The 21,379-nt window shown below is 62.0% G+C and carries 21 protein-coding genes, 4 tRNA genes and 1 riboswitch; of the genes, 12 read left to right on the top strand and 13 right to left on the bottom strand.

Going from position 1 to position 21,379, the window contains the following annotated elements; translation table 11 throughout:
* The first annotated feature begins 21 nt into the window (after positions 1-21).
* Positions 22-768 carry an SDR family oxidoreductase gene (locus tag EHW12_RS23850; RefSeq protein WP_003940029.1) on the top strand — a complete coding sequence of 249 codons (747 nt, stop codon included), beginning with the start codon at positions 22-24 and terminating at the stop codon, positions 766-768.
* A 58-nt stretch (positions 769-826) separates the two neighbouring features.
* On the opposite strand, the gene phoU is transcribed toward EHW12_RS23850, so the two are convergent.
* The 5 genes from phoU to EHW12_RS23825 form a co-directional block, all read right to left on the bottom strand.
* Positions 827-1,522 carry a phosphate signaling complex protein PhoU gene (gene phoU / locus EHW12_RS23845; RefSeq protein ID WP_003940130.1) on the bottom strand — a complete coding sequence of 232 codons (696 nt, stop codon included), beginning with the start codon at positions 1,520-1,522 and terminating at the stop codon, positions 827-829.
* A 72-nt stretch (positions 1,523-1,594) separates the two neighbouring features.
* Positions 1,595-3,625, bottom strand: coding sequence for an LCP family protein (locus tag EHW12_RS23840; protein WP_241199035.1), 2,031 nt, complete (start codon positions 3,623-3,625; stop codon positions 1,595-1,597).
* 150 nt (positions 3,626-3,775) lie between these two features.
* Entirely contained in the window at positions 3,776-4,918 is a 1,143-nt protein-coding gene (gene dusB, locus EHW12_RS23835; protein ID WP_003939756.1) for a tRNA dihydrouridine synthase DusB, read from the bottom strand.
* An 81-nt stretch (positions 4,919-4,999) separates the two neighbouring features.
* Positions 5,000-5,959, bottom strand: coding sequence for an acyl-ACP desaturase (locus EHW12_RS23830; protein WP_003940492.1), 960 nt, complete (start codon positions 5,957-5,959; stop codon positions 5,000-5,002).
* Positions 5,960-6,090: 131 nt separating this feature from the next.
* On the bottom strand, positions 6,091-6,966 hold the full coding sequence (locus EHW12_RS23825) for a LysR family transcriptional regulator (protein ID WP_081377546.1): 876 nt from the start codon (positions 6,964-6,966) through the stop codon (positions 6,091-6,093).
* 146 nt (positions 6,967-7,112) lie between these two features.
* Here EHW12_RS23825 and EHW12_RS23820 point away from each other — a divergent pair, with 146 nt between their 5' ends.
* Positions 7,113-8,297, top strand: a complete 1,185-nt coding sequence (locus EHW12_RS23820) for an MFS transporter (protein WP_164490635.1) — start codon at positions 7,113-7,115, stop codon at positions 8,295-8,297.
* Between the two features lie 57 nt (positions 8,298-8,354).
* Here EHW12_RS23820 and EHW12_RS23815 read toward each other — a convergent pair whose 3' ends face one another.
* Together EHW12_RS23815 and EHW12_RS23810 are read right to left on the bottom strand one after the other, a co-directional pair.
* Entirely contained in the window at positions 8,355-8,945 is a 591-nt protein-coding gene (locus EHW12_RS23815) for a DUF937 domain-containing protein (RefSeq protein ID WP_003940105.1), read from the bottom strand.
* Between the two features lie 99 nt (positions 8,946-9,044).
* Positions 9,045-9,491 carry a hypothetical protein gene (locus tag EHW12_RS23810; protein WP_003939955.1) on the bottom strand — a complete coding sequence of 149 codons (447 nt, stop codon included), beginning with the start codon at positions 9,489-9,491 and terminating at the stop codon, positions 9,045-9,047.
* A 99-nt stretch (positions 9,492-9,590) separates the two neighbouring features.
* On the opposite strand from EHW12_RS23810, the gene EHW12_RS23805 reads away from it, so the two are divergent.
* Together EHW12_RS23805 and EHW12_RS23800 are read left to right on the top strand one after the other, a co-directional pair.
* Positions 9,591-9,968, top strand: a complete 378-nt coding sequence (locus EHW12_RS23805; RefSeq protein ID WP_007733864.1) for an MmcQ/YjbR family DNA-binding protein — start codon at positions 9,591-9,593, stop codon at positions 9,966-9,968.
* A gap of 45 nt (positions 9,969-10,013) precedes the next feature.
* The gene (locus EHW12_RS23800) at positions 10,014-10,598 is read left to right on the top strand and encodes a hypothetical protein (RefSeq protein ID WP_003940111.1); all 585 of its coding nucleotides are present in this window, start codon (positions 10,014-10,016) and stop codon (positions 10,596-10,598) included.
* A gap of 1 nt (position 10,599) precedes the next feature.
* On the opposite strand, the gene EHW12_RS23795 is transcribed toward EHW12_RS23800, so the two are convergent.
* The 3 genes from EHW12_RS23795 to EHW12_RS23785 form a co-directional block, all read right to left on the bottom strand.
* Complete coding sequence (locus EHW12_RS23795) at positions 10,600-11,799, bottom strand: low temperature requirement protein A (RefSeq protein ID WP_125051904.1); 1,200 nt, start codon at positions 11,797-11,799, stop codon at positions 10,600-10,602.
* An 84-nt stretch (positions 11,800-11,883) separates the two neighbouring features.
* Positions 11,884-12,972 (bottom strand): NAD(P)-dependent alcohol dehydrogenase, encoded by a 1,089-nt coding sequence (locus EHW12_RS23790; RefSeq protein WP_164490634.1) that lies wholly within the window; start codon positions 12,970-12,972, stop codon positions 11,884-11,886.
* A gap of 29 nt (positions 12,973-13,001) precedes the next feature.
* Positions 13,002-13,475 carry a DUF4334 domain-containing protein gene (locus tag EHW12_RS23785; RefSeq protein ID WP_125051901.1) on the bottom strand — a complete coding sequence of 158 codons (474 nt, stop codon included), beginning with the start codon at positions 13,473-13,475 and terminating at the stop codon, positions 13,002-13,004.
* Positions 13,476-13,595: 120 nt separating this feature from the next.
* Between EHW12_RS23785 and EHW12_RS23780 the strand changes: the two genes are divergently transcribed.
* The 3 genes from EHW12_RS23780 (at position 13,596) to EHW12_RS23770 (ending at position 15,580) form a co-directional block, all read left to right on the top strand.
* Positions 13,596-14,138 (top strand): TetR family transcriptional regulator, encoded by a 543-nt coding sequence (locus tag EHW12_RS23780; protein ID WP_030535258.1) that lies wholly within the window; start codon positions 13,596-13,598, stop codon positions 14,136-14,138.
* A 273-nt stretch (positions 14,139-14,411) separates the two neighbouring features.
* Positions 14,412-14,666: a hypothetical protein gene (locus tag EHW12_RS23775; RefSeq protein WP_007733879.1), complete on the top strand. Its 255-nt coding sequence runs from the start codon at positions 14,412-14,414 to the stop codon at positions 14,664-14,666.
* Between the two features lie 62 nt (positions 14,667-14,728).
* Positions 14,729-15,580 carry an alpha/beta fold hydrolase gene (locus EHW12_RS23770; RefSeq protein WP_042451375.1) on the top strand — a complete coding sequence of 284 codons (852 nt, stop codon included), beginning with the start codon at positions 14,729-14,731 and terminating at the stop codon, positions 15,578-15,580.
* 88 nt (positions 15,581-15,668) lie between these two features.
* Here the strand turns inward: EHW12_RS23770 and EHW12_RS23765 are convergent.
* The 3 genes from EHW12_RS23765 to EHW12_RS23755 all read right to left on the bottom strand — a co-directional run bounded on the left by EHW12_RS23765 (position 15,669) and on the right by EHW12_RS23755 (position 17,633).
* Positions 15,669-15,741, bottom strand: a tRNA-Lys gene (locus tag EHW12_RS23765).
* Between the two features lie 12 nt (positions 15,742-15,753).
* Positions 15,754-17,145: an MFS transporter gene (locus tag EHW12_RS23760; protein ID WP_030535260.1), complete on the bottom strand. Its 1,392-nt coding sequence runs from the start codon at positions 17,143-17,145 to the stop codon at positions 15,754-15,756.
* Positions 17,142-17,633: a MarR family transcriptional regulator gene (locus EHW12_RS23755; RefSeq protein WP_007733882.1), complete on the bottom strand. Its 492-nt coding sequence runs from the start codon at positions 17,631-17,633 to the stop codon at positions 17,142-17,144. Before EHW12_RS23755 ends, EHW12_RS23760 begins: the two co-directional genes overlap by 4 nt.
* Before the next feature lie 404 nt (positions 17,634-18,037).
* On the opposite strand from EHW12_RS23755, the gene EHW12_RS23750 reads away from it, so the two are divergent.
* From EHW12_RS23750 to EHW12_RS23730, 5 genes are all read left to right on the top strand, one after another.
* Positions 18,038-18,691: a TetR/AcrR family transcriptional regulator gene (locus tag EHW12_RS23750; protein ID WP_003940323.1), complete on the top strand. Its 654-nt coding sequence runs from the start codon at positions 18,038-18,040 to the stop codon at positions 18,689-18,691.
* Between the two features lie 112 nt (positions 18,692-18,803).
* Positions 18,804-18,876 (top strand) — tRNA-Glu (locus EHW12_RS23745).
* A 135-nt stretch (positions 18,877-19,011) separates the two neighbouring features.
* Positions 19,012-19,085: transfer RNA gene (locus EHW12_RS23740), tRNA-Asp, on the top strand.
* 70 nt (positions 19,086-19,155) lie between these two features.
* Positions 19,156-19,232: transfer RNA gene (locus EHW12_RS23735), tRNA-Phe, on the top strand.
* Between the two features lie 241 nt (positions 19,233-19,473).
* Positions 19,474-21,102 (top strand): ABC transporter substrate-binding protein, encoded by a 1,629-nt coding sequence (locus tag EHW12_RS23730; protein ID WP_042451367.1) that lies wholly within the window; start codon positions 19,474-19,476, stop codon positions 21,100-21,102.
* A gap of 179 nt (positions 21,103-21,281) precedes the next feature.
* Positions 21,282-21,377: riboswitch (SAM riboswitch) on the top strand.
* Positions 21,378-21,379 lie beyond the last annotated feature (2 nt).

Below are 21,379 nucleotides of genomic sequence, written 5' to 3'. Positions count from 1 at the left end.
CACGGGTTTGACGGAGGCATCATGCGAATTGTTGTTCTGGGCGGAACCGGCCAGATGGGAAAGCTGGTCGTCGAGCAGGCGAAAATCGGGGGCCATGACGTCGTCGCCGCCGCTCGATCGACGGGAGTAGACATCTCCACGGGTGCGGGGTTGGACGAAGCATTTGTCGGTGCCGACGTGGTCGTCGACGTGAGTGATCACGTCACCAACAGTGCCAAGAAGGCAATCGAGTTCTTCGAGACGGCAGCGAAGAACATCGCCGCGGCCGAAGCCAGAGCAGGCGTTAAGCATCACGTGCTGCTCTCGATCGTGAACTGCGACGATCCGCGATTGAAGTCCTTCGGTTACTACCAGGGGAAGGCTGCGCAGGAACGCGCGGTGGAAGCGTCGAGTATTCCCTTCACGATCCTGCGATCCACTCAGTGGTTCGAGTTCGGCGAGAAGACGATCGCGCTGTTCGGACTGGGGCCGATCGCGATGGTTCCTCGGATGCGGTCACAACCGGTGGCAGCGAAGACCGTTGCCGAGGCGCTCGTGACCTGCGCTCAGAACGGTCCGACCGGGAGGGCTCCGGACCTGGCCGGGCCCGAGGTCCTCGAGATCCCGGCCATGACGCGCGAGATCTTGAAATACCGTGGCCGACGTAAGTGGCTGATCCCGATCTCGATGCCGGGAGCGGGTAAGGCGATGAAGGGTGGGGCGTTGCTGCCCGCGCCGGGATCCACAACTGCAGGACCCACGTTGGAAACCTGGTTGCACGAGAACTGAATAGGAAAGGCGGCCGCGCAAGTGCGCGGCCGCCTTTTACTCACGTGGACGGTTGGGTTCAGAGATCCGGGTACGAGGTGAGGTTGTCGACCTTCTCGGTGGTTTCGGGCTCTTCGGGCAGCTTGCCGGTCACCAGGAAGATGACACGTCGGCCGACCTCGACGGCGTGGTCGGCGAATCGCTCGTAGAAGCGGCCGAGCAGCGTGACGTCGACTGCGGCGGCAACGCCGTGCTTCCACTCACGGTCCATGAGGACGGTGAAGAGGTGGCGGTGGAGGTCGTCCATCGCTTCGTCTTCTTCGCGCAGACGGGCAGCGCGCTCGGGGTCGCGGGTCTCGAGGACGACCTTGGCGGCCGCACCGATGGAGACAGCGATGCGTCCCATCTCGGCGAAGTAGCCGTTGACCTCTTCAGGAAGCACGTGGTTGGGATGTCGGCGGCGCGCGATCTTGGCGACGTGCAGGGCGAGTGCGCCCATGCGGTCGATGTCGGCGACGATCTGGATTCCGCTGACCACCGAGCGCAGATCTCCGGCAACGGGAGCCTGCAAGGCGAGCAACGCAAACGCGCGCTCCTCGCAGATGGTGCTGAGTTCGGTGATCTTGTCGTGTTCGCCGATTACTTGTTCTGCCAGGGACAGGTCTGCCTGGAGCAGGGACTGGGTGGCGCGCTCCATAGCGGCACCTGCCAGTCCTGCCATCTCGCCGAGCGTGTCTGCAAGCTCGGTCATCTGTTCGTTGTAAGCCACGCGCATGAGGTCAGAGCCTACGTGCCGTGAAAGACCAAGTCACAAGCACCAGGTGAACGCAAGGTGAATGAACGCGTGTCAGTCGCAGGTGGTGTCGCCGGCGTTGACGCTGGCGATGTCGGCGGGCAGAGCCGTCGAGGTGCTGGTGTCGACCGACGTCGGATTTGCCGCCAGGATGGTTCCCGGGTCCGCGGGGGCGACGACGGTGCCGGCGAAATTGCTTCCGACGACGACCTCGATCATGTCTCCCATGCTCGGAGCGAGAACCAGAACCGCGCCGGGAATCGACGACGCGACAGTCACCGCTTCAGCCTCGTAACCTGCGGCGTAGCGCACGACGGTGGTCGACGCTTGAGCATTCGCCAGGCCGGTGGCTGCGCTGAAGTTACCGACCGTGGAGATCTGGAAACCGTAAGCCGCGAGGCTGTCGGCGATTGTCGCGGCCTGCCCGGCGATTCCCGACGCGTTGGAGACGTCGACCGAGATGTTGTAGGCGCTCATTGCCTCGACGGAAGTGGCGGCCGGCGGCGTGCTGGACGTAGGCGCGGTTGTCGTGGAACTGGTCGACGACGGTGTGGTGTCCTCGCGCTCTTCGCCCGGAAGCGGATCGTCGTCGATGATCGCCTGGAAGAGGGACTTGATCTCGTCCGTGCGAGGAATCTCGTTGCCCCAGTCGTTGGTGCCGTCCGTGGGGACCGTCAAGAACGTGACCGCGCCTGCGTCGACGTTCTGGAGCGAGCGACCGAGGGTGACCAGTGACTTGGTGTCGATGTTTTCGACGAACGTGTCGCTGGTGAAGGCGTTGATGAATCCGTTGAGCTTGCTCGGATTCAGGAGGACCTGGTTGGACAGGGCCGAGCGGAGCAGCGCCGACAGGAACTTCTGCTGGCGGGTGATGCGCCCGTAGTCGCCGTTGCCCTCGGCTTCGACGTGGCGAGCACGCACGTAGTTGAGGGCGGTACGGCCGTCGAGCATCTGCGTGCCGCCGGAGGCGAGGACGGTTCCGAGGATGCCGTCTTCGATCGGTCCGGGGGAGCAGACGTTCACACCGCCGACGGTGTCGACCATGCGCTCGAAACCGGCGAAGTCCATTCCGACGAAGTGCCCGATTTTCAGGCCGGACATCTTCTGGATGACCTTGACCAGGCATTTGGGGCCACCGAGTGCGTACGTCGCATTGAGTTTGTCCCCGCTCGCTGCCGGGAAGGTTTCGCTGGTGTACTTGCCGGCGTCGTTGTCCCATCCCTGACAGATCGGACGTTCGACGTCGAGGTCACGCGGGAAGGAGACGGCGACGACGCGGCTTCGGTCGGCGGGAATGTTCACCAGCATGACCGTGTCGGCTCGGGCGCCTTCGGCGTCTTCGACGGTTCCGGCGCCGATCTCACCGCTCGCACCGGCGCGGGTATCGGTGCCGATGATCAGGTACGTCTCGTCGCCGAGTTGACCACCGGCGTCGATGATGTCGTCGGACTCGGTGTCGAGTGCCGCAATCTGATCGAATCCGCCTTCGACCGAGCGCAGATAGCCCCACACGACGCCGGTCAATGCGAGAGACATGACGGCCAGGAACGCTACTGCCGCTCGGCCGATCACTTTTGCGCGATGGCGGCGGCGAATCTTGCTTTGCGCCAGACGAGTGGCGCCGGTGTCACCGACTACCCGCGGCACTGCGGAGGTGACGGGATGTTCTTCGGTGATCCAGTCCGCAGCGGCGGGCGGAACGGTCGGACGGGCGGGAATCGGCCGGGCGGGGGGCGGCGACGACGCTGCTGAAGATTGAGTCTTGGGTGTTACGGATTTGTTCGGCGCCGGCTTGGGCGGCGTAGCCGGGGCTGGTGGCGGCTTCTTGTCGCCTACCCGACGGACCAACTCGGCGACCGAAACAGAGTCGTCGGTCGGAGGCGAGTCCCGTCGCCCGGTACGTCCACTGCTGCGACGCTCCGGGGGACTGGGTGGTTGCGGTGTTGGTCGCTGGGGTGTGGCAGGGCGCTGGGGCGTTGCCGGTTGGTCCGGTCGGGCGTTGCGGAAGCGCTTGTCTGCGAGCGGACGTTCCCAGGGGGCGCGGCTCTCGGGCGGAGGTGGGCCCGAATCGTGATCATCACCCACCGATGCAACCTGTCCCGTCGTCGACTGTCAGTAACTCGTCATTCAGATGCCGGCGTCAACCGGTTGTCGACGAAGCTGGAGCCATATTACTGGTGAATCCTGAGTGCTTCACTCAGAAAGTGATGTGAGTAATCCGACGGCGTGTTTTCGCTAGCCACCAGAGTGCATCATGTCAGCTCCCACCGGCACAAGGTCGTCTTCGGGATCGTCGAGCCAACCTTCCGGGAGTGCTACCTGACCGGGTGAGCCTTGGCGTCCGCGCGGGCCTTCGGCGTCCTTGGGGAACGGGACGTCGTGGTCGAGCTGTCCGAGCAGATCGTCCAGTTCGGACAACGTGCTGACCAGAGCCATCGAGACCCGCAGATCCGATCCGACCGGGAACCCACGCATGTACCAGGAGACGTGCTTGCGAAGTTCGCGCAGACCCTTCATTTCACCGTGATGTGCGGCGAGCAGTTGGGCGTGACGGGCGATGATCTTGGTGACTTCGCCGAGCGTCGGCGGCGTGGCGATCTGTTGTCCGTTGAGAGCTGCGCTGAGTTCCGCGAACAGCCATGGCCGTCCGAGGCAGCCGCGTCCGACGACGACGCCGTCGCAGCCGGTCTCGTTCATCATGCGGGCAGCATCCGAGGCGTCGAAGATGTCGCCGTTGCCGAGGATCGGCACGTCGGTGACGTGTTCCTTGAGGCGCGTGATCTCGTTCCAGTCAGCAGTGCCGGAGTAGCGCTGCGACGCGGTACGTGCGTGAAGTGCGACGGCAGCGGCGCCTTCAGCTGCCGCGATCCGGCCGGCGTCGAGGTGCGTGTGATGTTCGGGGTCGATGCCGACGCGCATCTTGACGGTGACCGGAATGTCGGTGCCTTCGGTGGCGCGCACGGCTGCCGCGACGATCTGACCGAACAGTCGACGCTTGTACGGTAGCGCCGATCCGCCGCCCTTGCGGGTCACCTTGGGTACCGGGCAGCCGAAGTTCATGTCGATGTGATCGGCCATGTTCTCGTCGACGATCATCTTGGCCGCGGCGTAAGTCGTATCCGGGTCGACGGTGTACAGCTGCAGCGACCTGGGCGTTTCGGTCGGACCGAACGTGGTCATGTGCATCGTGGCGGGTTGGCGTTCGACGAGCGCGCGGGCGGTGACCATCTCGCAGACGTAGAGCCCGGACGTGCTGCCTGCACGTTCGAGTTCGAGTTCACGGCACAGCGTGCGGAAGGCGACGTTGGTGACGCCCGCCATGGGTGCGAGGACCACGGGGCTGTGCAGCTCGAGTGAACCGATACGAAGGGATGACATGTCTACCTCTGAACAAATACTTGTGACAATTGGAAGTGCCCGGTACCGAATCCGGTACCGGGCACAGAATAGCTGGTGAAACTAAGAAGCCTGCTGTTCGCGCTTGGCGGCTTCGCGTGCGAGCATGCGATCGCGCTGTTCCTCGAACTTCGTCGCGTTGGCGGCGAGTGTCTCGAGGAAGGCCGCCAACTCTTCGCGCGTGTTCTCGCCTTCGGCGCTGAAATCGTTGCGCTCGAAGATGTTCCACTTGCGCAGGACAGGCCAGACGACCTCGTCGAGGTGCTGGCGAAGGTCGTAGATGCCGTGCTTGGCCATGAGGGCGCCGTTGCGGCGGAAGTTCGGCATGCCGGCGCCGGGCATCTGGAAGTTCTGGACGATGTTCGCCACAGCCTTGAGCGCCTGATCGGGAGCAAGATCGAGCGCGGCGGCGCAGATGTTGCGGTAGAAGATCATGTGCAGGTTCTCGTCGGCGGCGATGCGCTGAAGCATCTTGTCGGCAATCGGCTCGTCGCAGGCCTTGCCGGTGTTGCGGTGGCTGACGCGCGTCGCGAGTTCCTGGAAGGTCACGTAGGCGACCGAGTGCAGCAGGCCGGCGTCGCCCTCGTCGATGGGTGCGCTGTAACCGTTTGTCATGTGTTCCATGCGGAAGCGCTCGAGCTCGACGGGGTCGACTGCGCGCGTGACGACGAGGTAGTCACGCATCACGATGCCGTGGCGGTTCTCCTCGGCGGTCCACCGGCCGACCCACGTTCCCCAGGCACCGTCCTGCGAAAAGTTCTCGGCGATCTCACGGTGGTACGACGGCAGGTTGTCCTCGGTGAGCAGGTTGGTGATCATCGCGGCGCGAGCTACCTCGCCGAGTTGTGACTGTTCGAGACTCCAGTCTTCGCCACCCATGGCTGCGAAGTTACGGCCCTCGTCCCACGGGACGTAGTCGTGTGGATGCCATTCCTTGGCCATGGAGATGTGGCGGTTGACGTTCTCCTCGGCAACCGGCTGCAGCTCTTGTAGCAGCTCCAGCTGCGTCAGAATCCTCGTCATTTCTTGCCTCCATGTTGAGTGAATGCGCGACTTCGCCCCAGCCTACGGCACCGTAGGTTTGAAAAGAATGGCATGAAAATTGCTCCCCTCGAGGGATGTTACCGATCCGTAGTTATCCGGGGGCACTTTCACTACCAAGTCGTTCTTTCGACGTAGTCGCGGAAAGTCCGGGCGGGATCGGACAGCTCGCGGCTCTTCGACCAGATCAGCCCTATTTTTCGCTGTGCTCCTTCGATCGGTACGTAGACGACTCCTTCGGCCCAGATCGGTGGATCCTGAACCGGCATGACCGAGACGCCGAAGGACGCGGAGACCAGTCCGCCGACCGTTGCCAGCTCGCTGCTCTCGAAGACGAAATTCGGAGTGAATCCTGCGGCCGCGCACAGTTCATCGAGAATTCTTCGCATCCCGAAGTTCGGATGCATACCGATGAACGGTTCGTCGGCCGCGTCCGCAAGCTCGACCGAATGCAACTTCGCAAAGCGATGATCAGCCGGAACAGCCAATGCCAGTGACTGCTGGGCGATCTGCATCCACGCCACCTGCGGATCGCGCGGCTGAGGCGAGACGACGGCCAGGTCGGACGTGCCGGCGGCGATTCTGTCGACCAGGAACTGCGCGCTGTCCTGATGCAGTTCGAATCGCACTCCGGGATGCTCGACGCGGTATCCGCGCAGCATGTGCGGCACCAACCAGGTGCCGAACGAGTGGAGGAAGTCGAGCCGGACCGTGCCGCTCTCGGGGCTCGCCAGCGACTGGATTTCGGTCTGCGCGGCGTCGAGGGCACGCAGTGCGATGCGAGCATGTCGATAGAGGATCTCGCCGTACCGGTTCAGTTCGAGTCGGCGTCCCTGACGGTCGAAGAGTGTCACGCCGATCTGTCGTTCGAGGCGAGCGAGTTTGCGCGAAAGGGTCGGCTGCGACAGGTGAGTCAGATCCGCGGTAGCGGTCACCTGTTGGGTTTCGGCGAGCACGACAAACCATTCGAGGTCTTCGGTCAGCATCACGAACCCAATCTATATACCCCCAGAGCATATAGAACACCAAGTTTATGCATTTTCTTTTGCCAAGTCGGGGCGGGAGGATTCTTGCCGGAGGTAAGTGATGCTGGAGGTACGTGGTGACTGTCGAGAATGTGATCGAATCCGAAGTGATGCCGCTTCGCCGCGGAACATCGGGATATCGAACCGTGACCGTTGCGTTGTTCGCGGCCGGGCTGTCGACGTTCATCTCGATGTACGCGGCACAGGCGTTGCTGCCTGCGTTCGCCGAAGACTTCCACGTCTCGCCTGCGGTGTCTGCGCTGTCCGTCTCGGCGACGACGGGCATGTTGGCGTTGGCAATCATTCCGGCCAGTGCGCTCTCCGAGCGCTTCGGTCGCACGCGGGTGATGATCGCGTCGGCGTCGGCGTCCTGTGTGATCGGTTTACTTCTGCCGCTGAGTCCGACGATCGAGGTTCTGCTGGTCGGACGCGCAGCACAAGGATTGGCTCTGGCCGGTGTCCCGGCGGTGGCGATGGCCTATCTGGCCGAGGAGGTCGATCGGAAGGACCTCGGTGCAGCGATGGGAAGGTACGTCGCCGGCACGACGATCGGTGGGCTGATCGGACGGCTCGTGCCGTCGGCCGTCGTCGATTTCAGTACGTGGCGTTGGGCGCTGTTGACTGCGTCCGCGCTGTCGGCATTGTTCGCGCTCAACATGATCCGGCGGCTTCCCGCGTCGAAGTTCTTTCGCCCGCAACCGATATCGGCGCGCACGATCGCGTCGAATCTACGACGCCACCTTGCGAACCCGTCGCTGCGAACACTCTTCGCTTTGGGATTCATCCTGATGGGCGGCTTCGTGTCGATTTACAACTTCCTCGGGTTTCGGCTCACGGCAGCACCTTTCGGCCTTCCTGAAGCGCTTGTGGGCCTGGTGTTCCTTTTCTACCTTGCCGGAACTTTCACCTCGGCGGTAGCCGGCGGGGCCTCTGACCGACTGGGTAGGCGCAGCGTGCTGCTCGGGTCGGTTGTCGTCATCGGTATCGGCCTGGCACTGACCGTTCCGGACAATCTGGCGTTGACGCTCGTGGGGATGCTGCTCTTCACCGGAGGATTCTTCGCCGCGCATTCGGTGGCCAGCGGTTGGGTGGGGCTGATCGCTACCGATCACCGGGCCGAGGCGTCGGCGTTGTATCTGTTTGCCTACTACGCGGGTTCGTCCGTGGCGGGCGCCCTCGCGGGTCTTGCATACGCGGGTGGCGGTTGGGTCGGGGTCAGTGCTTTTGTGGGCGCGCTGCTGTTGGTTGCGTTTGCCTTGTCACTGAGGATGTTTCGATCTTCGACGGTTGACTGAACCGAGCACTGCGGCGATCCCGAACGGGATCGCCGCAGTGCGAATCTGTCGAGCGAATTACTTCTTGCCGCCGCCGAGGAGGCCGCCGAGCAGGTCTCCGAGGCCGCCGCCCCCGGATCCGCCCAAGATACCGCCGAGTGCTCCGCCGATGCCGCCGCCGGAATTGCCGCCGCCGCCGAGAATTCCGCCGAGGAGGTCCCCGAGTCCGCCGCCACCGGAGGCCTGGGTCTGCGCGCCGGCACCGCCACCGGTGAACTGCTTGGCGAGGTAAGCCAGGACGATGGGAGCGAGGATCGGCAGCAACTGCTTCACCAGATCGTTTCCACCGCCGCCACCGACACCGCCCAGTGCGCTGGCGACCTGATCGGTGTTGCCGCCGAAGATGTTCGAGACGATCTTCTGACCGTCAGCGGTGTCGACTTTGCTGATGTCGACGCCGTCGTCGAGAAGGCTGGTGTCGGCGTGCGACTGCAGCGCACTTTCGAGTGAGGCTGCGCCGGCGGGATCCTGAGCGTTGGCGCCGAGGCCACCGACGAGGGTCGGAAGTGCAGTCTTGACCGCCGATTCGGCAGTTGCCTGGTCGACGCCGAGTTGCTGCGCGATCTGGTCGATGGGGATCTGGGATAGAAGGTCGTCAAGCGATGCCATTGATGCCCTACCTCTTCTGGGGTACTACTCGTCAGTACCCGGCTGTTGCAGACACTAGTGAATGTCGGCGTCGACGGTAACCCTCCGGTTGCCGAGCGGTCAGGCTCGGGTCTTCTCGCGGGGGACCAGGCACGCTAGGAGAGCGAGAATCAGTCCGCCGGCCGTCAGAATGAATCCTGTCTGATTTGTCAGGATCGTGGAGTAGTTTTCCCTGATGACATTGTCGAACTGATCGTTCACGCGGTAGTAGAACGTGCCAAGAGTCCCCAATCCCACGATAATTCCGATCCATGCTGCGATGCGAGAACCGAACAATGCGGCGATCAGAATCAATACGGCGGCGGCGAGCAGAAGTATCGCCATCGACCGGTAGAAGGTCACGGACTGATCGCCGAGTTGCTCGATTGCCCACCCGGCCGGAAAGCCGTCCCGCAGGTCCTCGAGGCGAACGTTGTCGGGTTTGACCCCGGCCAGTACGTACATGAACGAGCCGACGGCAACGGCGATTCCACAAATGAGCAGAACGAGATGAACTAACGTGCGCATGCCAGTCTCCCTGTGTTCGGAGTTCGGTGACGCGGTCGTCGCCGAGCCTAGCTGTGTCGCGGGTGTCAAGCTCGGTACCGGGCGTGCAGAATCGTCTCCATGCCCGACAACATGCGTCGACTCGAAGAGATCTCGCTGTCGCTGCCGGAAGCGGAGCGCGTCGACATCGAAGCGTGGGACGGCCACCCGACGTTCCGGGTCCGCGGCAAGAACTTCGTGTTCTGCAACGTCGAAGCCACCTCCTTGACCGTCAAGCTGAGCAAGGAGGAAGCCGAAGCGGTGGTGGCCACCGAACCAGGCGCAAGTGCTGCGGGCTATGGACTCGGTCGACACGGGTGGGTTGCACTCGACATCGGCACCGACGTTTCCGAGGAGAAATGGTCGCAACTGGAGGAGTGGATCTACACCTCGTTCACCCTCGTTGCGCCGAAGCGGCTTGCCCGGATCGTTCTCGATGCGGATGAGGAACGCCCGTAACGGATAGATTCGTCAGTACAGACGCCGACTAGACGAGGAATTGTCATGACGACACCGGAAACTTCACCGGCCACCGCAAAACCGGGCATGCCGCCGTGGGCGAAGAAGGCCATCGGGATCGCAGTGATGGCGGTGGTCCTGGTCATCGCTTACTTCATCCTTGCCGCCTTCCTTCCGCGTTGGTGGGCGCAGCGCATTGCGTCGTTGGCGAACGGCAGTTTCAGCGCCGGAATCGCGTGGGGGCTGCTGTTCGGTCTCGTGTGCACCCTGGTCCCGCTCATCTTCTTCCGGGCGGTCTGGCAGGTGCGCAAGCGCAAGCATGCTCGAATCATGCAGATCACGGCTCTCGCGTTGGGTGTGATCTTCGCGCTGCCGAATCTGCTCTCTCTGACAGTTGTTCTCGGCAACAACAACGCTGCGCATGCGGGCGAGCGGATCCTCGACGTCGACGGCCCCGGATTCCGCGGAGCATCCGTTGTCGGTGCCGTCCTGGGCGTTGCGTTGTTCCTTGGACTTGTCGCGCTCGGCTACATGTACAAAAAGCGTGGAAAGGATCTCGACAAGATGCGCGGTGAGCTCAAGCAGCACGAGCCGCAGAGCAAGGGCGAGGCTCCGGCTCCGGAAATCTGAGTCAGCTCTTCGACCGAGTACTCAGGCCGACACCGACTCCGACGGTTCCCGCCGCCACCAGTCCGGCGAGCGGGACAGCCCAGTGTCCGGCAAATGTGCAGGCGAGAACCAGGATTGCGCTCACTGGTAGAACGGCCTGCTCGATCCTGTCGCGCTTGAAGTGGCGTGAATGCATGAGCCACACGAAGATCAGGAACATCGCGGCCGGAATCGTGACCGCGGCAGATGCTGCGAACGTCGAAATGTGCGCTTCGCCAACTGCTTCCTCGACGGCTACTTCGATGCCGGCGCCGATGGCCGCAGCGGATCCGAATACGAAGTAGTGCCCGTATCCCCACAACAGGACGGCGCGATTGCCCTGGTCTGCGAGGTGCTCGTGGATCGGGACGGCGAAGTAGATCCACAACGCTGAGAACACGATCAGAACTCCGCCGACGGCAATCGGAATCAGTAGATCGGCGGCGTCGAAATCCCGGATGCCGGATTGGACCGCGATGGTGGCGGCAGCAATGGTTTCGCCGAGCATGATGATGGTGAAGAGGCCGTAGCGTTCGGCGATGTGATGCGGGTGCCACGGCGTCTGGTGGTTGCGTTCGGCGATCGCCGGCACCGCGAGTTCGGCGATCATGAGAACGAAGAAGCCGGGTATCCACGCCGACGCCGGCATCAGGAGCAGCACGATCCAGCCGGCCTGGACGATCACGAGCCCGGCGGCATATTGCAGAGCAGTCGTTCGCGCTGCACCGGATTCACCGCTGGCGGCTCGAAGCCATTGGCAGGTGAGCGCAATTCGCATGATGAGGTAGCCGACGATGGCCGTCGTACGGTCGGTTCCGTCGAATGCGTCGGGGATTCCGGCGGCGAAGACGAGCACGCCACAAATCTGTACGAAGGTCGCGACCCGGTAGGGGACGTCGTCCGTGTCGTAGGCAGACGCGAACCAGGTGAAGTTCACCCACGCCCACCACAGCGCGAAGAAGACGAACATATAGCCGGCGATGCCGTCGGCGTAGTGGCCCTCGGCGACAGCATGCACCAGTTGCACTCCGGCCTGTGCGGCTGCAACCACGAAACACAGGTCGAAGAACAGTTCGAGCGGCGTCGATGCTCGATGGTCCTCGTCGCGGCTGCGTGCGCGCATCCGGATGATCGGCATTACGGCCCGGCCGTGGCCCGCGCCTGTACTGGTGTGTTCTGTCATCGTCCCCACCTTGCTCCGACGTGTAGTGCAGGAGCGCAGTCTAGGGCGAATTTCGTCGGGTCGACGAATGAGACATTTCGCCCCTCACCACACGAGAACGGGTTTGACGACTCGGCCCGACGCCTGATCTTCGACGGCTTTGTTGATGTCGGAGAACGCGTAGCGCGTCACCAAGCGGTCGATCGGAAACCGGCCACCGGTGAAGAGCTCGACGAGTTCGGGGATGAATGTCGAGACTTCCGACTCTCCTTCGATGCATCCTCGAATTGTCTTTCCGCTCAGCATGATGTCGGCCATGTTCACCTCGACCGTGGATGCTCCGAGTCCGACTACTGCCAGTGTTCCCCGTGCTCGAAGTGATGTGACGGCTTGATTGATCACGGAGCCGATTCCGGTGGTGTCGAGGGAATGTGTCGAACCTCCGTCGGTGGCGGCGCGTACTGCTTCGACCGCGTCCTCGGTGGTCGGATCGACAGTGACGGCGCCGAATTCCTCGGCGAGTTCGCGCCGCTGCGCAACGGGGTCCACGGCGACCAGGGTGGAAACGCCGGCAGCCCTCGCCGCCAGCAGCGCTGCGAGTCCGACGCTGCCTGCCCCGAAAACGGCAAACGTCGAGTCGGGCTCGGGGCGAAGTAGATTCAGCACTGCACCCGCGCCGGTTTGAAATCCGCAGCCGAGGGGAGCCGCGACGGTCAGGTCCACCGCAGGATCGACGACGACGGTGTTGTCGGCAGAGGCGATGACGTATTCCGCGAAGCTGGACTGGCCGAAGAAGGCGGACCGTAGCGGGGTTCCGTCTCGCCGGATCGGCGTCGAGCCGTCGGTGCGTGCGCCAGAGCTGTTGAGCGCGTGTGAGCTTTCGCAGTACGCCCGATGACCGCTGAGACATTGCCTGCACGCACCGCAACTGCGATAGCTCAACAACACGTGATCGCCGGGCACGACCTTGTCGATCGCCGAGCCGACGGCCTCGACCACCCCCGCCCCTTCGTGCCCGAACACGCAGGGGCCGAGTCGTTCCGGTAGCACCGACTTCGTGAACAGATCTGTGTGGCACAGGCCGGTCGCGACGATGCGAACCAGGATCTCGTCTGCGCGGGGTTCGTCGATCTCGACGGTGTCGAGTGTGAAGGGGGAGTGCGGGCCGTGTGAGAGCGCCGCTGTCATCTGCATGGCGGACGTCGAATTCTGTTCGGCGCGAATCACGCTCGCTCGAGCAGGAAGTAGTAGTGCTGTCCGCCGTCGAGAACCAACGCCGATTTTCCGTTCATGATGCCCATGAGCGTCGAATCGTCGACTTTCTTGAAATGGTCGAAGATCGGCGCGCCGTCGTAGACCATCGTCGCCGTGACTTCGCCACGAAACTCGATGTTCCACAGACTTGCCTCGCCATTGCCGCTCTTGACGTCGGAGTAGAGGTTGCCGTCTTCGTCTCGGCAGATCAACGGCTTGGCGTCCTCGACCGAGTTGAAGGTCTTGCCGTACCAACGGCTCGCGAACAGCTTTTCGTGAAGACGGTGACCGGTGGCGAAGTCGTCACCCTTCCACTCGCCGAGGATTTCTTCGGCGGCGACGGTTTCCAGCGCGGCCCACACTTCGTCGAGTTCTGCTGGTGATACACCACTTTCCGCAGCACGGAGCCGGGTGAATGCGGTTCGAGCGTCATCGAGATTCATGTCTCTCCTTGCGTCGGCGGGTGAGTTGGCCGAAGTTCGCGAACCAAATTGTTCGTCAACTCTGCACGCTACGCCGAACCGGATGGTTCGGCAACGGTCGATTCGTTCTAGGCTGTGAACATGCGCTCAGCAGGGGAAGCTACGAGGGACCGCATTCTGGCGGCCGCAAAGGACGAATTTGCCACGTACGGGCTGGCCGGCGCGCGGATCAATCGGATCGCCGCGCAAGCGCGTGCCAGCAAAGACCGTCTCTATGCGTACTTCGCAAGCAAGGAAGAGTTGTTCGCTGCCGTGACCGAACAGTGGACGTCCGAAACAACCGCGGAGACAGCACTTCGAGGTGACGACTTGCCGGGCTATGCAGGTCGCCTCTTCGACAACTACGTTGCCCATCCCGAGAACGCCCGATTGCAGCAATGGGCGGATCTCGAAGCGCCGGACGTCATGAGCGAGGACGACATACGAAGCAAGACCTTCCGGCCTAAAGTTGCGGAAATCCGCAAGGGGCAGCTCGAGGGACACATCGACCCCGCGTGGAATCCCACGGAGTTGATCCTGCTGATCACGGATATCGCCCGGATGCTCGCGCTCAAGTCGTCTCGTTCCATCCCTCGACGTCGGGAGGCGGCAGTCGAGGCGGTTCGGCGTTTGATTGTGGCGTAGCGAGTCCAAACGCGAACGTCCACGCCCGTCGCTGTGTGGTTGCCCGGATTTACGGATTTCTCAGTAACGGTGCGTACGTTGGGCGTCGGCTCGTTGACGCCCTCGGGATGTTGACGTGCCGCCAAAACTTTTGTCGTCGACTGTTCAGATGCTGGTGAGCAAAAGGATCGCGGCCGGCCACCCTGACTGAATATCATCGACGCCGAGCGTGTTCCTTCGGTGCGCGCACCTGTTCAGCATCTGGAGTGGACCCGTGTCGAAGTGGCTGTGCATATGAAGATCTCGAAGAAGGTAGCGCTGGTCGTTGTGGCTGCTTGCGCCCTGACGTTGGGATCGGCGCAAGTCGGAACCGCCCGCGCGGATGCGCCGGTCAAGGTCAGCGTGGCCGGTCATGTGGTGAGCGCCGGGCACTTCGAGCAGGTGCGGCGCCCCAACCGGTGTGTGAAGGCCGGGACGGGGAAGTCGAAACCGAGCGAGCAGAAGTCCACGAATCGCAGTGGGCGTCGAGGCAGCGGGGGATGCTTCTGACAGTGATTGCGAAGTTCCGCAATCAGCCGTCGCAAATCTGTAACACGTTCTAATCTTGCGGTATGGACGTGACTTACGAAGGGACCAAACGCGAAGTCGCTACCGACAGGGGGACTTTGCGCTATCACGAGGCGGGCGATGGTCCGCCGTTGATCCTGTTGCACGGCTCCGGGATCGGCGTGAGTGGATGGCGGAATTACCGGGGGAACCTCGAGGTGTTCGCAAAGCACTTCCACTGCTACCTCCTCGAGTTCCCGGGGTTCGGCGTGAGCGATCCCGTCGACGGTCATCCAGTTCTCACGGCAACCTCGGCGGTGGTTCGATTCATGGATGCGCTGGGAATCGAATCCGCTGCGATGATCGGCAATTCGATGGGCGGAGTTGTCGGGGTCAACGTCGCGATGAGGTTCCCTGACCGCGTCCGCAGATTGGTCACCATCGGAGGCGTGGGCCCGAACATCTTCAGTCAGAACCCGAGCGAAGGTACGCGTCTCCTCCAGGAATTCGCCGACGCTCCCAGCCGTGAGAAGTTGGTTCGCTGGCTCGAGTGCATGGTTTACGACAGATCCGTGATCACCGAGGAGCGGATCGAGGAACGATGGCAAACGGCCAACGATCCGGCCTCGCACCAGGCATTGACCGCGATGTACGGATCCAAAGCCTTTGCCGCTCAGCAGCAGATGATGTCCAACTCGGATGTGCCGCCGTACTGGTCGATGATGCACAAGGTGCAATGCCCGACCTTGCTGACATGGGGGCTCGATGATCGGCAGTGTCCACCGGACATGCCGATGATTCCGATGCGACTGATTCCGAACGCCGAACTGCACGTATTCCCGAACTGCGGGCACTGGGTGATGATCGAAGCCAAGGAGGCATTCGAGCGCGTGACCCTCGAGTTCCTGCTTCGATGACCTGCTGATGCATTGATGTGGCACGAATCGATGTGGCACGAATGCACAAGACCCGGCGCCTCCGAATGAGGCGCCGGGTCTGTGTTTGTGCCCCCAGTAGGACTCGAACCTACGACCTGCGGATTAAAAGTCCGTAGCTCTACCAACTGAGCTATAGGGGCGCGGCGCAGAGTCTAACGGGACCGCAGAGTCCGTGAAAACACCACCCCCACCAGAAGGGCGATTCCGATGACGGCGATGGTCCCGCCCGTGCGATGCAGACCCGCGTCGTCGATGGTTCCGCGCATGGTCAACTCGATGACGACGGCAGCAAGGTTGGCGCCGATGTACTGGATTGTTCGGTACAGACCGATCGCAGTTCCGACGTCGGCGGAGGTGGTCACCGAGTTGATCAGGTTCTGGTTTCCCATGTTGTTGAAGCCGTTGGGAATGCCCAGGATCGCCGCAATCAGCAGGAGTGCCACAAGGGGAGTCGAACTCGATTCGACGAAGGCGATCAGAATCCCGCCGACAGCCAACGCGGCGGTGCCGATCAGGAGGGTGATCCGTGCGCCGAATTTCCCGTACACCCTGGACGCGGACATGGTCGCGAAGATCCCGACCGCAGCGACGGGCAGCATGAAGAGCCCGGCGCTGATCGGTGACATTCCGCGGGCTACCTGTAGCCACTGGGGGAGTCCGAAGAAGATGCAGTAGAACGCTGTGTAAGTCAGCAGGGTCCGGCCGAGAGTCATGCTCAGTGCGCGGTTTCGGACGACGGCGCGGACGTCGATGAACGCCGAGGCCGTTCGACGTTCCCACCAGACGAACAGGAACGCGAAGAGGGCCGTCGACGGGACGAGGTACCACTTCGCGTGCTCGGCGAGAGAGAGGAGAAAGAGCATCGTCGATGTCGTCAGAGCCAGAAACAGGGTGATACCGAGTGGGTCGAGAGACTTGAACAACGCAGCGGCGCCGGCCCGGTCGGGCAGGGCGGAGTCGCTCGGGGCGGCGAAGAAGACCCATACGGCAGTGACGACGACAAGTGGGAGGTTCACCCACATGATCGATTGCCAACCGAGTGTGCCGACCAACAACCCGCCGAGAGTGGGCCCCAGCGCGACGACCGATTGAGCGCAAATGGTGAGTGTTGCTATAGCTGAACGGGTTTGAGTCCGGTGGCGGTCAGCGTATTCGCGGATGACGGTCATCGCGTTCGGATACTGTGTCGCCGTGCCGATTCCGAGCAGGATTCGTGCGGCGATCAGCCAGCCCAGCGACGGGGCGAGCGAGCCGAGGATCGATCCGGCAGCGATCAGGCCCAATCCGGCGAGGTAGACGCGTTTGGCGCCGAGGATCGATCCGAGTCGACCAGCCGCCGGTGCCGTGACCGCAGTCGCGATGTAGAGGGCCGAGATGACCCACGCTGTGCCTGAACTGGAACCGAAGTATGTGGCGATCGGGACGATTGCCACCGCAATCATCGACGAGTTCAGCGCTTGAAGAACGGTTCCGGAGCCGAGAGCAAGACTCAGTTTCAGTGGAACGGGAGTTTGGGGGGTCGGCGTTTCGACGACGGTGGTCACGAGTTCATCAGTGACTCCTCTGATATCGATGTCGATGCTGGGGACTCGCCCTGGCCGAGTCTTCGCAGGATTCGGCCGGCGATCAGAAGCAAGTCACGCTCGGCTTCGGTGCACTCGGCGTCGATGACCTCGGCCAGCCACTCTGTTCGTTTCGTTCGGTCTTCGTGAAGGGTCGATGTGCCGAGTTCGGTCATCGTGACCAAGACCGCGCGGCCGTCCGATGGATCCGCCCTTCGCGTCACCATGCCCTGCTCTTCGAGCGCGGCCACGGTCTTTGCGATTGATTGCGGCGTGACGCGCTCGAATTTTGCCAATTCTTTGGCGGTCGACGGACCTTGTCGGTCGAGGTGGCCGAGGGCCTGGATCTGGCTCGGCGTGAGCTTGTGGTCGTTGCGTTTGGTGCGTAGACGTCGGACGAAGGCACCCAGATCGTCCCAAAGTACGTCGATCTCGTCTCGAGCCTTGCTGCGACCCTCTCCAACATTCATTTAGACAGTCTAACTGTGTTGTTTCGATGCTGCCAGTACGGTTTCGACGGAAAAGGGGGAATAAACAATTGCACTAGTTGTTTAAAACCTTGGGACTGCTGTCCATCGGTCGGCGAAGCAGTTCCGTCTGCGAGGTCGAATTATCAGAATCTCGGGCACGAAAAAGCTCGGATGCGCACCCCTGCGGCGCACCCGAGCGGCCAAAACCATACCACTTGGTGTCTTTTGGGCATAAAGTCGGTTCTTGTCCCCTGAACAGCCGATTGCGTCTAGTACTTTTGGCGGGTATGGCTCTAGTCCTTACGTAGGGTGTGTTGGAGGGGATATTGTGAAGTTTCGGGGGATGACAGGCGCCGATCACGGCGGCTCTGCGTACCAACTCTGCGAGAGGCACAACACCGTAAATGGCACGTCAACAAGAGCGTGCGCGGCGTACCCGCGCCGCCCTGGTCGAAGCGGCTGCAGTCGAATTCGCCAAGCGCGGCTATGCAGCTGCGTCGGTGAACACGATCCTCGAGGGCTCCCGCGCCACCAAAGGCGCCATGTATTTCCATTTCCAGTCCAAGGAAGAGTTGGCGCGAGCGGTTCTGACCTCGGCTATCGAAACCTTCACTGGAATTACTGATCGTTGGGCCAAGAGAACAGACCTCGATCCATTCGTCGCTTTGCACGGTCTCGTGCTCGACATTGCCGAGGTCTTCCGTGCCGAGGTGATCGTGCAGGCGGAATTCCGGCTGATCATCGAGCCCGAGTTCTACAAGGATGTGCAGTCCGGTGGTGGGCAGGTCTGGGGAAAGACCGCCTATGAGTTGGCATTGCGTGCCAAGGACGACGGTTTGCTCCGAGAAGACGCCGACCCGGACAAATTCACGCGTGTACTGGCAGCGAGCCTTGCCGGCCAGCGGTACATGGCAGACCTGATTGCCTCCAGTGGAGATCTGGGCGAGTGGTTCGAGGAGTCTCTCGAAGTAGTCCTCGAAGCCATGGCTACGCCGCAGTGGTTGGAGACGTTCCATCGTGACGGGTGGCCCCAAGTCGAGTTCCCTGACACTGAATAGTGCACTTTTCTGCCCGTGAACAGGCGATTTGTGATTTCCGAATGCCGTGCCATAAGCTATCCAAGCTCCCAACGGAACGCCGTTGGGGTACTAGTTCGGAGAGATCCGGCGGGCCCCCTTCGTCTAGCGGCCTAGGACGCCGCCCTTTCAAGGCGGTAGCGCGGGTTCGAATCCCGTAGGGGGTACGTTTTGCGAAAGCGAAACGATGCAGTATGGTTTGACCCGCACGACACGCTTTGAGATGCACAAATGCCAGGCCAGGACAGTGGTTTGGGAGCGGCTCGAAGATGTAGTACGGTTTCACAGCAAGGAAAAAGCAAGGCCCTGTGGCGCAGTTGGTTAGCGCGCCGCCCTGTCACGGCGGAGGTCGCGGGTTCGAGTCCCGTCAGGGTCGCAAAGCTTTGTTCTCAATCAATCGGTTGAGAACAAAGCAATGCGATAGGCATTCGGTTCGGGTGCCGTCCGGCCAGGTAGCTCAGTTGGTACGAGCGTCCGCCTGAAAAGCGGAAGGTCGCCGGTTCGATCCCGGCCCTGGCCACCATAATTCTTATCGACAAGCTCCAATCTCATGTTCTTCGAACATAAGGTTGGAGCTTTTTCGTATTCGGATGTCAGTCGCCGTAAACCGCTCGGCTCGATCATCTGAGTTATACGCATCCTTTGTCTCCGTGAATGATTCCGGTGACCGGGAACGTGCTGCGCGTCACTCCGTCAAGAACCTCACTATTAGCCGGTTGCGGCCGATCCCTGGCCGCGTCTACTGGAAGTGAGGTGGAATCTCCGTGTCGCACTCGAGATCTTGGCCTATCGGGAAAGTCAGCCGGGTCGCCGTGGCGCTGATCGGTGCCGGTGTCCTGTTGGTGGGCTGCGCGAGCAGCAATGACGACAGCGGTACCGATACGACGACCGCGTCGGGAGACATCGTGACCGGCATGGTCAACGAGCAGCCCGATCCGGGAACTGCGGTGGCCGGCGGGACCATGACGTACGGCGTACAGGTGCTCGTTCCCTCACTCGACCCGACGAAGACGGCCGCTCGCGGCGGTTCCGGCGGTGAGGCCTTCGCTGCTGTGTACGACGTCCTGATGAGTTACGACACTGCGAGCGGCGAGTTCGAGCCCAAGTTGGCTGAATCGCTCGAGACAGCCGACGACGGAGCCACCTGGACGCTGAAACTTCGCGACGGTGTGAAGTTCAGTGACGGCACCACCCTCGACGCCAACGCCGTGATCGCGAGCATCGATCGGTACAACGCGGGCAAGGGCAATGGCGCCGAACTGTGGCTGGCTTCGGTGGAATCGGCGCAGGCAAGCGGTCCGACGACGGTGGAATTCAAGCTGAAGACGCCGTGGATGCGCTTTCCGTCGATGCTCGCACTCGGGCACGGGATGATCGTCGCCCCGAGTTCGCAGCAAGGCGACAAGTTCACCGCCGTCGGAGCCGGACCTTTCACCGAAGATGTCTTCACACCGAGCGTCGAGCGAATCTTCAAAGCCAACCCGTCCTACTACGGCGGCGCTCCCAAGCTGGACAAGTTGCGGATGGTTGCGCTCAACGGCCCGCAGGCCAATCTCGAATCATTGAACAGCGGTCAGCTCGATGTCGCCTACATTCGCGGCCTCACGTCGGCGATCAATTCTGCCAAGTCCGCTGGTTACCCCGGCTACATCGACGTGCTCAATGCCGGCAGTGCCGAGATCGTCAACAACCGTGAAGGCCGACCGGGCTCGGATGTTCGCGTTCGCCAGGCCATCGGCTACGCGCTGGACACCACGTTGATCGATCAGCGAGTGGAAAACGGTGAGGGACTGCCGGGCTCGGAGTTGTTCGGTCCGACGTCGCAATGGCATGTAGACACACCGGGTATTGCCTACGACCCCGAAAAGTCGAAGGAACTTCTGAATCAGGCAAAGGCAGACGGGTACGACGGCAGCCTCGACTACGTCGTTCTCAGTGAGCCGAAGGACCACGCGATCGGCCTCGCCGTGCAGTCACTGTTGCAGGCCGTCGGGTTCGAGGTGAACTTGATCTTGGCCAACAACGCCGGAGACATCGTGCAGAACGTCTACGTCAAGCACGATTTCGACCTCGCGCACGCGGGCATCGGAATGTACGAGTCGATTCTCGATCTCGGATTGTTCTCCACGACCAACAGCACCTCGATGGCGAATACTGCTGGATATGCGAACCCGGCGATGGATCAGCTGATCGCAGATCTACAACAGGCCAAGGACAATTCGTCGACTCTTGCGATCATCGGCAAAATTCAGACGCTGTGGAACGAGACGGTTCCGTCGGCGCCGATCGGCGGGCTCACGTCGTTCTGGGCTTGGCAGAAGAACGTGCACGGTGTGGTTCCGACTGCAACCGGCATCATGCTGTTCGATCAGGCATGGATGGGCGCGAAGTAGCGTTCCAGCGCACACCGAGAGCTCCGTCCGACGCGAGTCGGGCGGGGCTCTTTCGTGTCTACGTCGGCTAGCGTTGCGCAACCCTTTCGATCAGGATGATTGTATTGAAATATGTTGTAGGTCAATATGATTCGACAAGCGCGATTTGACTTGCCCAGCGTGGCCCGCATAGATTGCATCCACCATCCAGAGTGGCTGAGAGACCTGGCTCGATGATGCCGCAGCAACCCGCTACCTAACCGCAGTGTGGGTGCTACCGCCAGGACCGATGGAGGAC

The organism is Rhodococcus sp. NJ-530 (genome assembly GCF_003860625.1).
Lineage (GTDB): Bacteria > Actinomycetota > Actinomycetes > Mycobacteriales > Mycobacteriaceae > Rhodococcus_F > Rhodococcus_F qingshengii.
This window is presented reverse-complemented; position numbering and strand designations above follow the sequence as displayed.

Excerpts from the sequence above, each read along its gene's own strand:
- EHW12_RS23850 (WP_003940029.1), top strand. The coding sequence starts at position 22 with ATGCGAATTGTTGTTCTGGGCGGAACCGGCCAGATGGGAAAGCTGGTC.
- phoU (WP_003940130.1), bottom strand. The coding sequence starts at position 1,522 with ATGCGCGTGGCTTACAACGAACAGATGACCGAGCTTGCAGACACGCTC.
- dusB (WP_003939756.1), bottom strand. The coding sequence starts at position 4,918 with ATGTCATCCCTTCGTATCGGTTCACTCGAGCTGCACAGCCCCGTGGTC.
- EHW12_RS23830 (WP_003940492.1), bottom strand. The coding sequence starts at position 5,959 with ATGACGAGGATTCTGACGCAGCTGGAGCTGCTACAAGAGCTGCAGCCG.
- EHW12_RS23820 (WP_164490635.1), top strand. The coding sequence starts at position 7,113 with ATGCCGCTTCGCCGCGGAACATCGGGATATCGAACCGTGACCGTTGCG.
- EHW12_RS23815 (WP_003940105.1), bottom strand. The coding sequence starts at position 8,945 with ATGGCATCGCTTGACGACCTTCTATCCCAGATCCCCATCGACCAGATC.
- EHW12_RS23810 (WP_003939955.1), bottom strand. The coding sequence starts at position 9,491 with ATGCGCACGTTAGTTCATCTCGTTCTGCTCATTTGTGGAATCGCCGTT.
- EHW12_RS23805 (WP_007733864.1), top strand. The coding sequence starts at position 9,591 with ATGCCCGACAACATGCGTCGACTCGAAGAGATCTCGCTGTCGCTGCCG.
- EHW12_RS23800 (WP_003940111.1), top strand. The coding sequence starts at position 10,014 with ATGACGACACCGGAAACTTCACCGGCCACCGCAAAACCGGGCATGCCG.
- EHW12_RS23795 (WP_125051904.1), bottom strand. The coding sequence starts at position 11,799 with ATGACAGAACACACCAGTACAGGCGCGGGCCACGGCCGGGCCGTAATG.
- EHW12_RS23790 (WP_164490634.1), bottom strand. The coding sequence starts at position 12,972 with ATGCAGATGACAGCGGCGCTCTCACACGGCCCGCACTCCCCCTTCACA.
- EHW12_RS23785 (WP_125051901.1), bottom strand. The coding sequence starts at position 13,475 with ATGAATCTCGATGACGCTCGAACCGCATTCACCCGGCTCCGTGCTGCG.
- EHW12_RS23780 (WP_030535258.1), top strand. The coding sequence starts at position 13,596 with ATGCGCTCAGCAGGGGAAGCTACGAGGGACCGCATTCTGGCGGCCGCA.
- EHW12_RS23775 (WP_007733879.1), top strand. The coding sequence starts at position 14,412 with ATGAAGATCTCGAAGAAGGTAGCGCTGGTCGTTGTGGCTGCTTGCGCC.
- EHW12_RS23770 (WP_042451375.1), top strand. The coding sequence starts at position 14,729 with ATGGACGTGACTTACGAAGGGACCAAACGCGAAGTCGCTACCGACAGG.
- EHW12_RS23755 (WP_007733882.1), bottom strand. The coding sequence starts at position 17,633 with ATGAATGTTGGAGAGGGTCGCAGCAAGGCTCGAGACGAGATCGACGTA.
- EHW12_RS23750 (WP_003940323.1), top strand. The coding sequence starts at position 18,038 with ATGGCACGTCAACAAGAGCGTGCGCGGCGTACCCGCGCCGCCCTGGTC.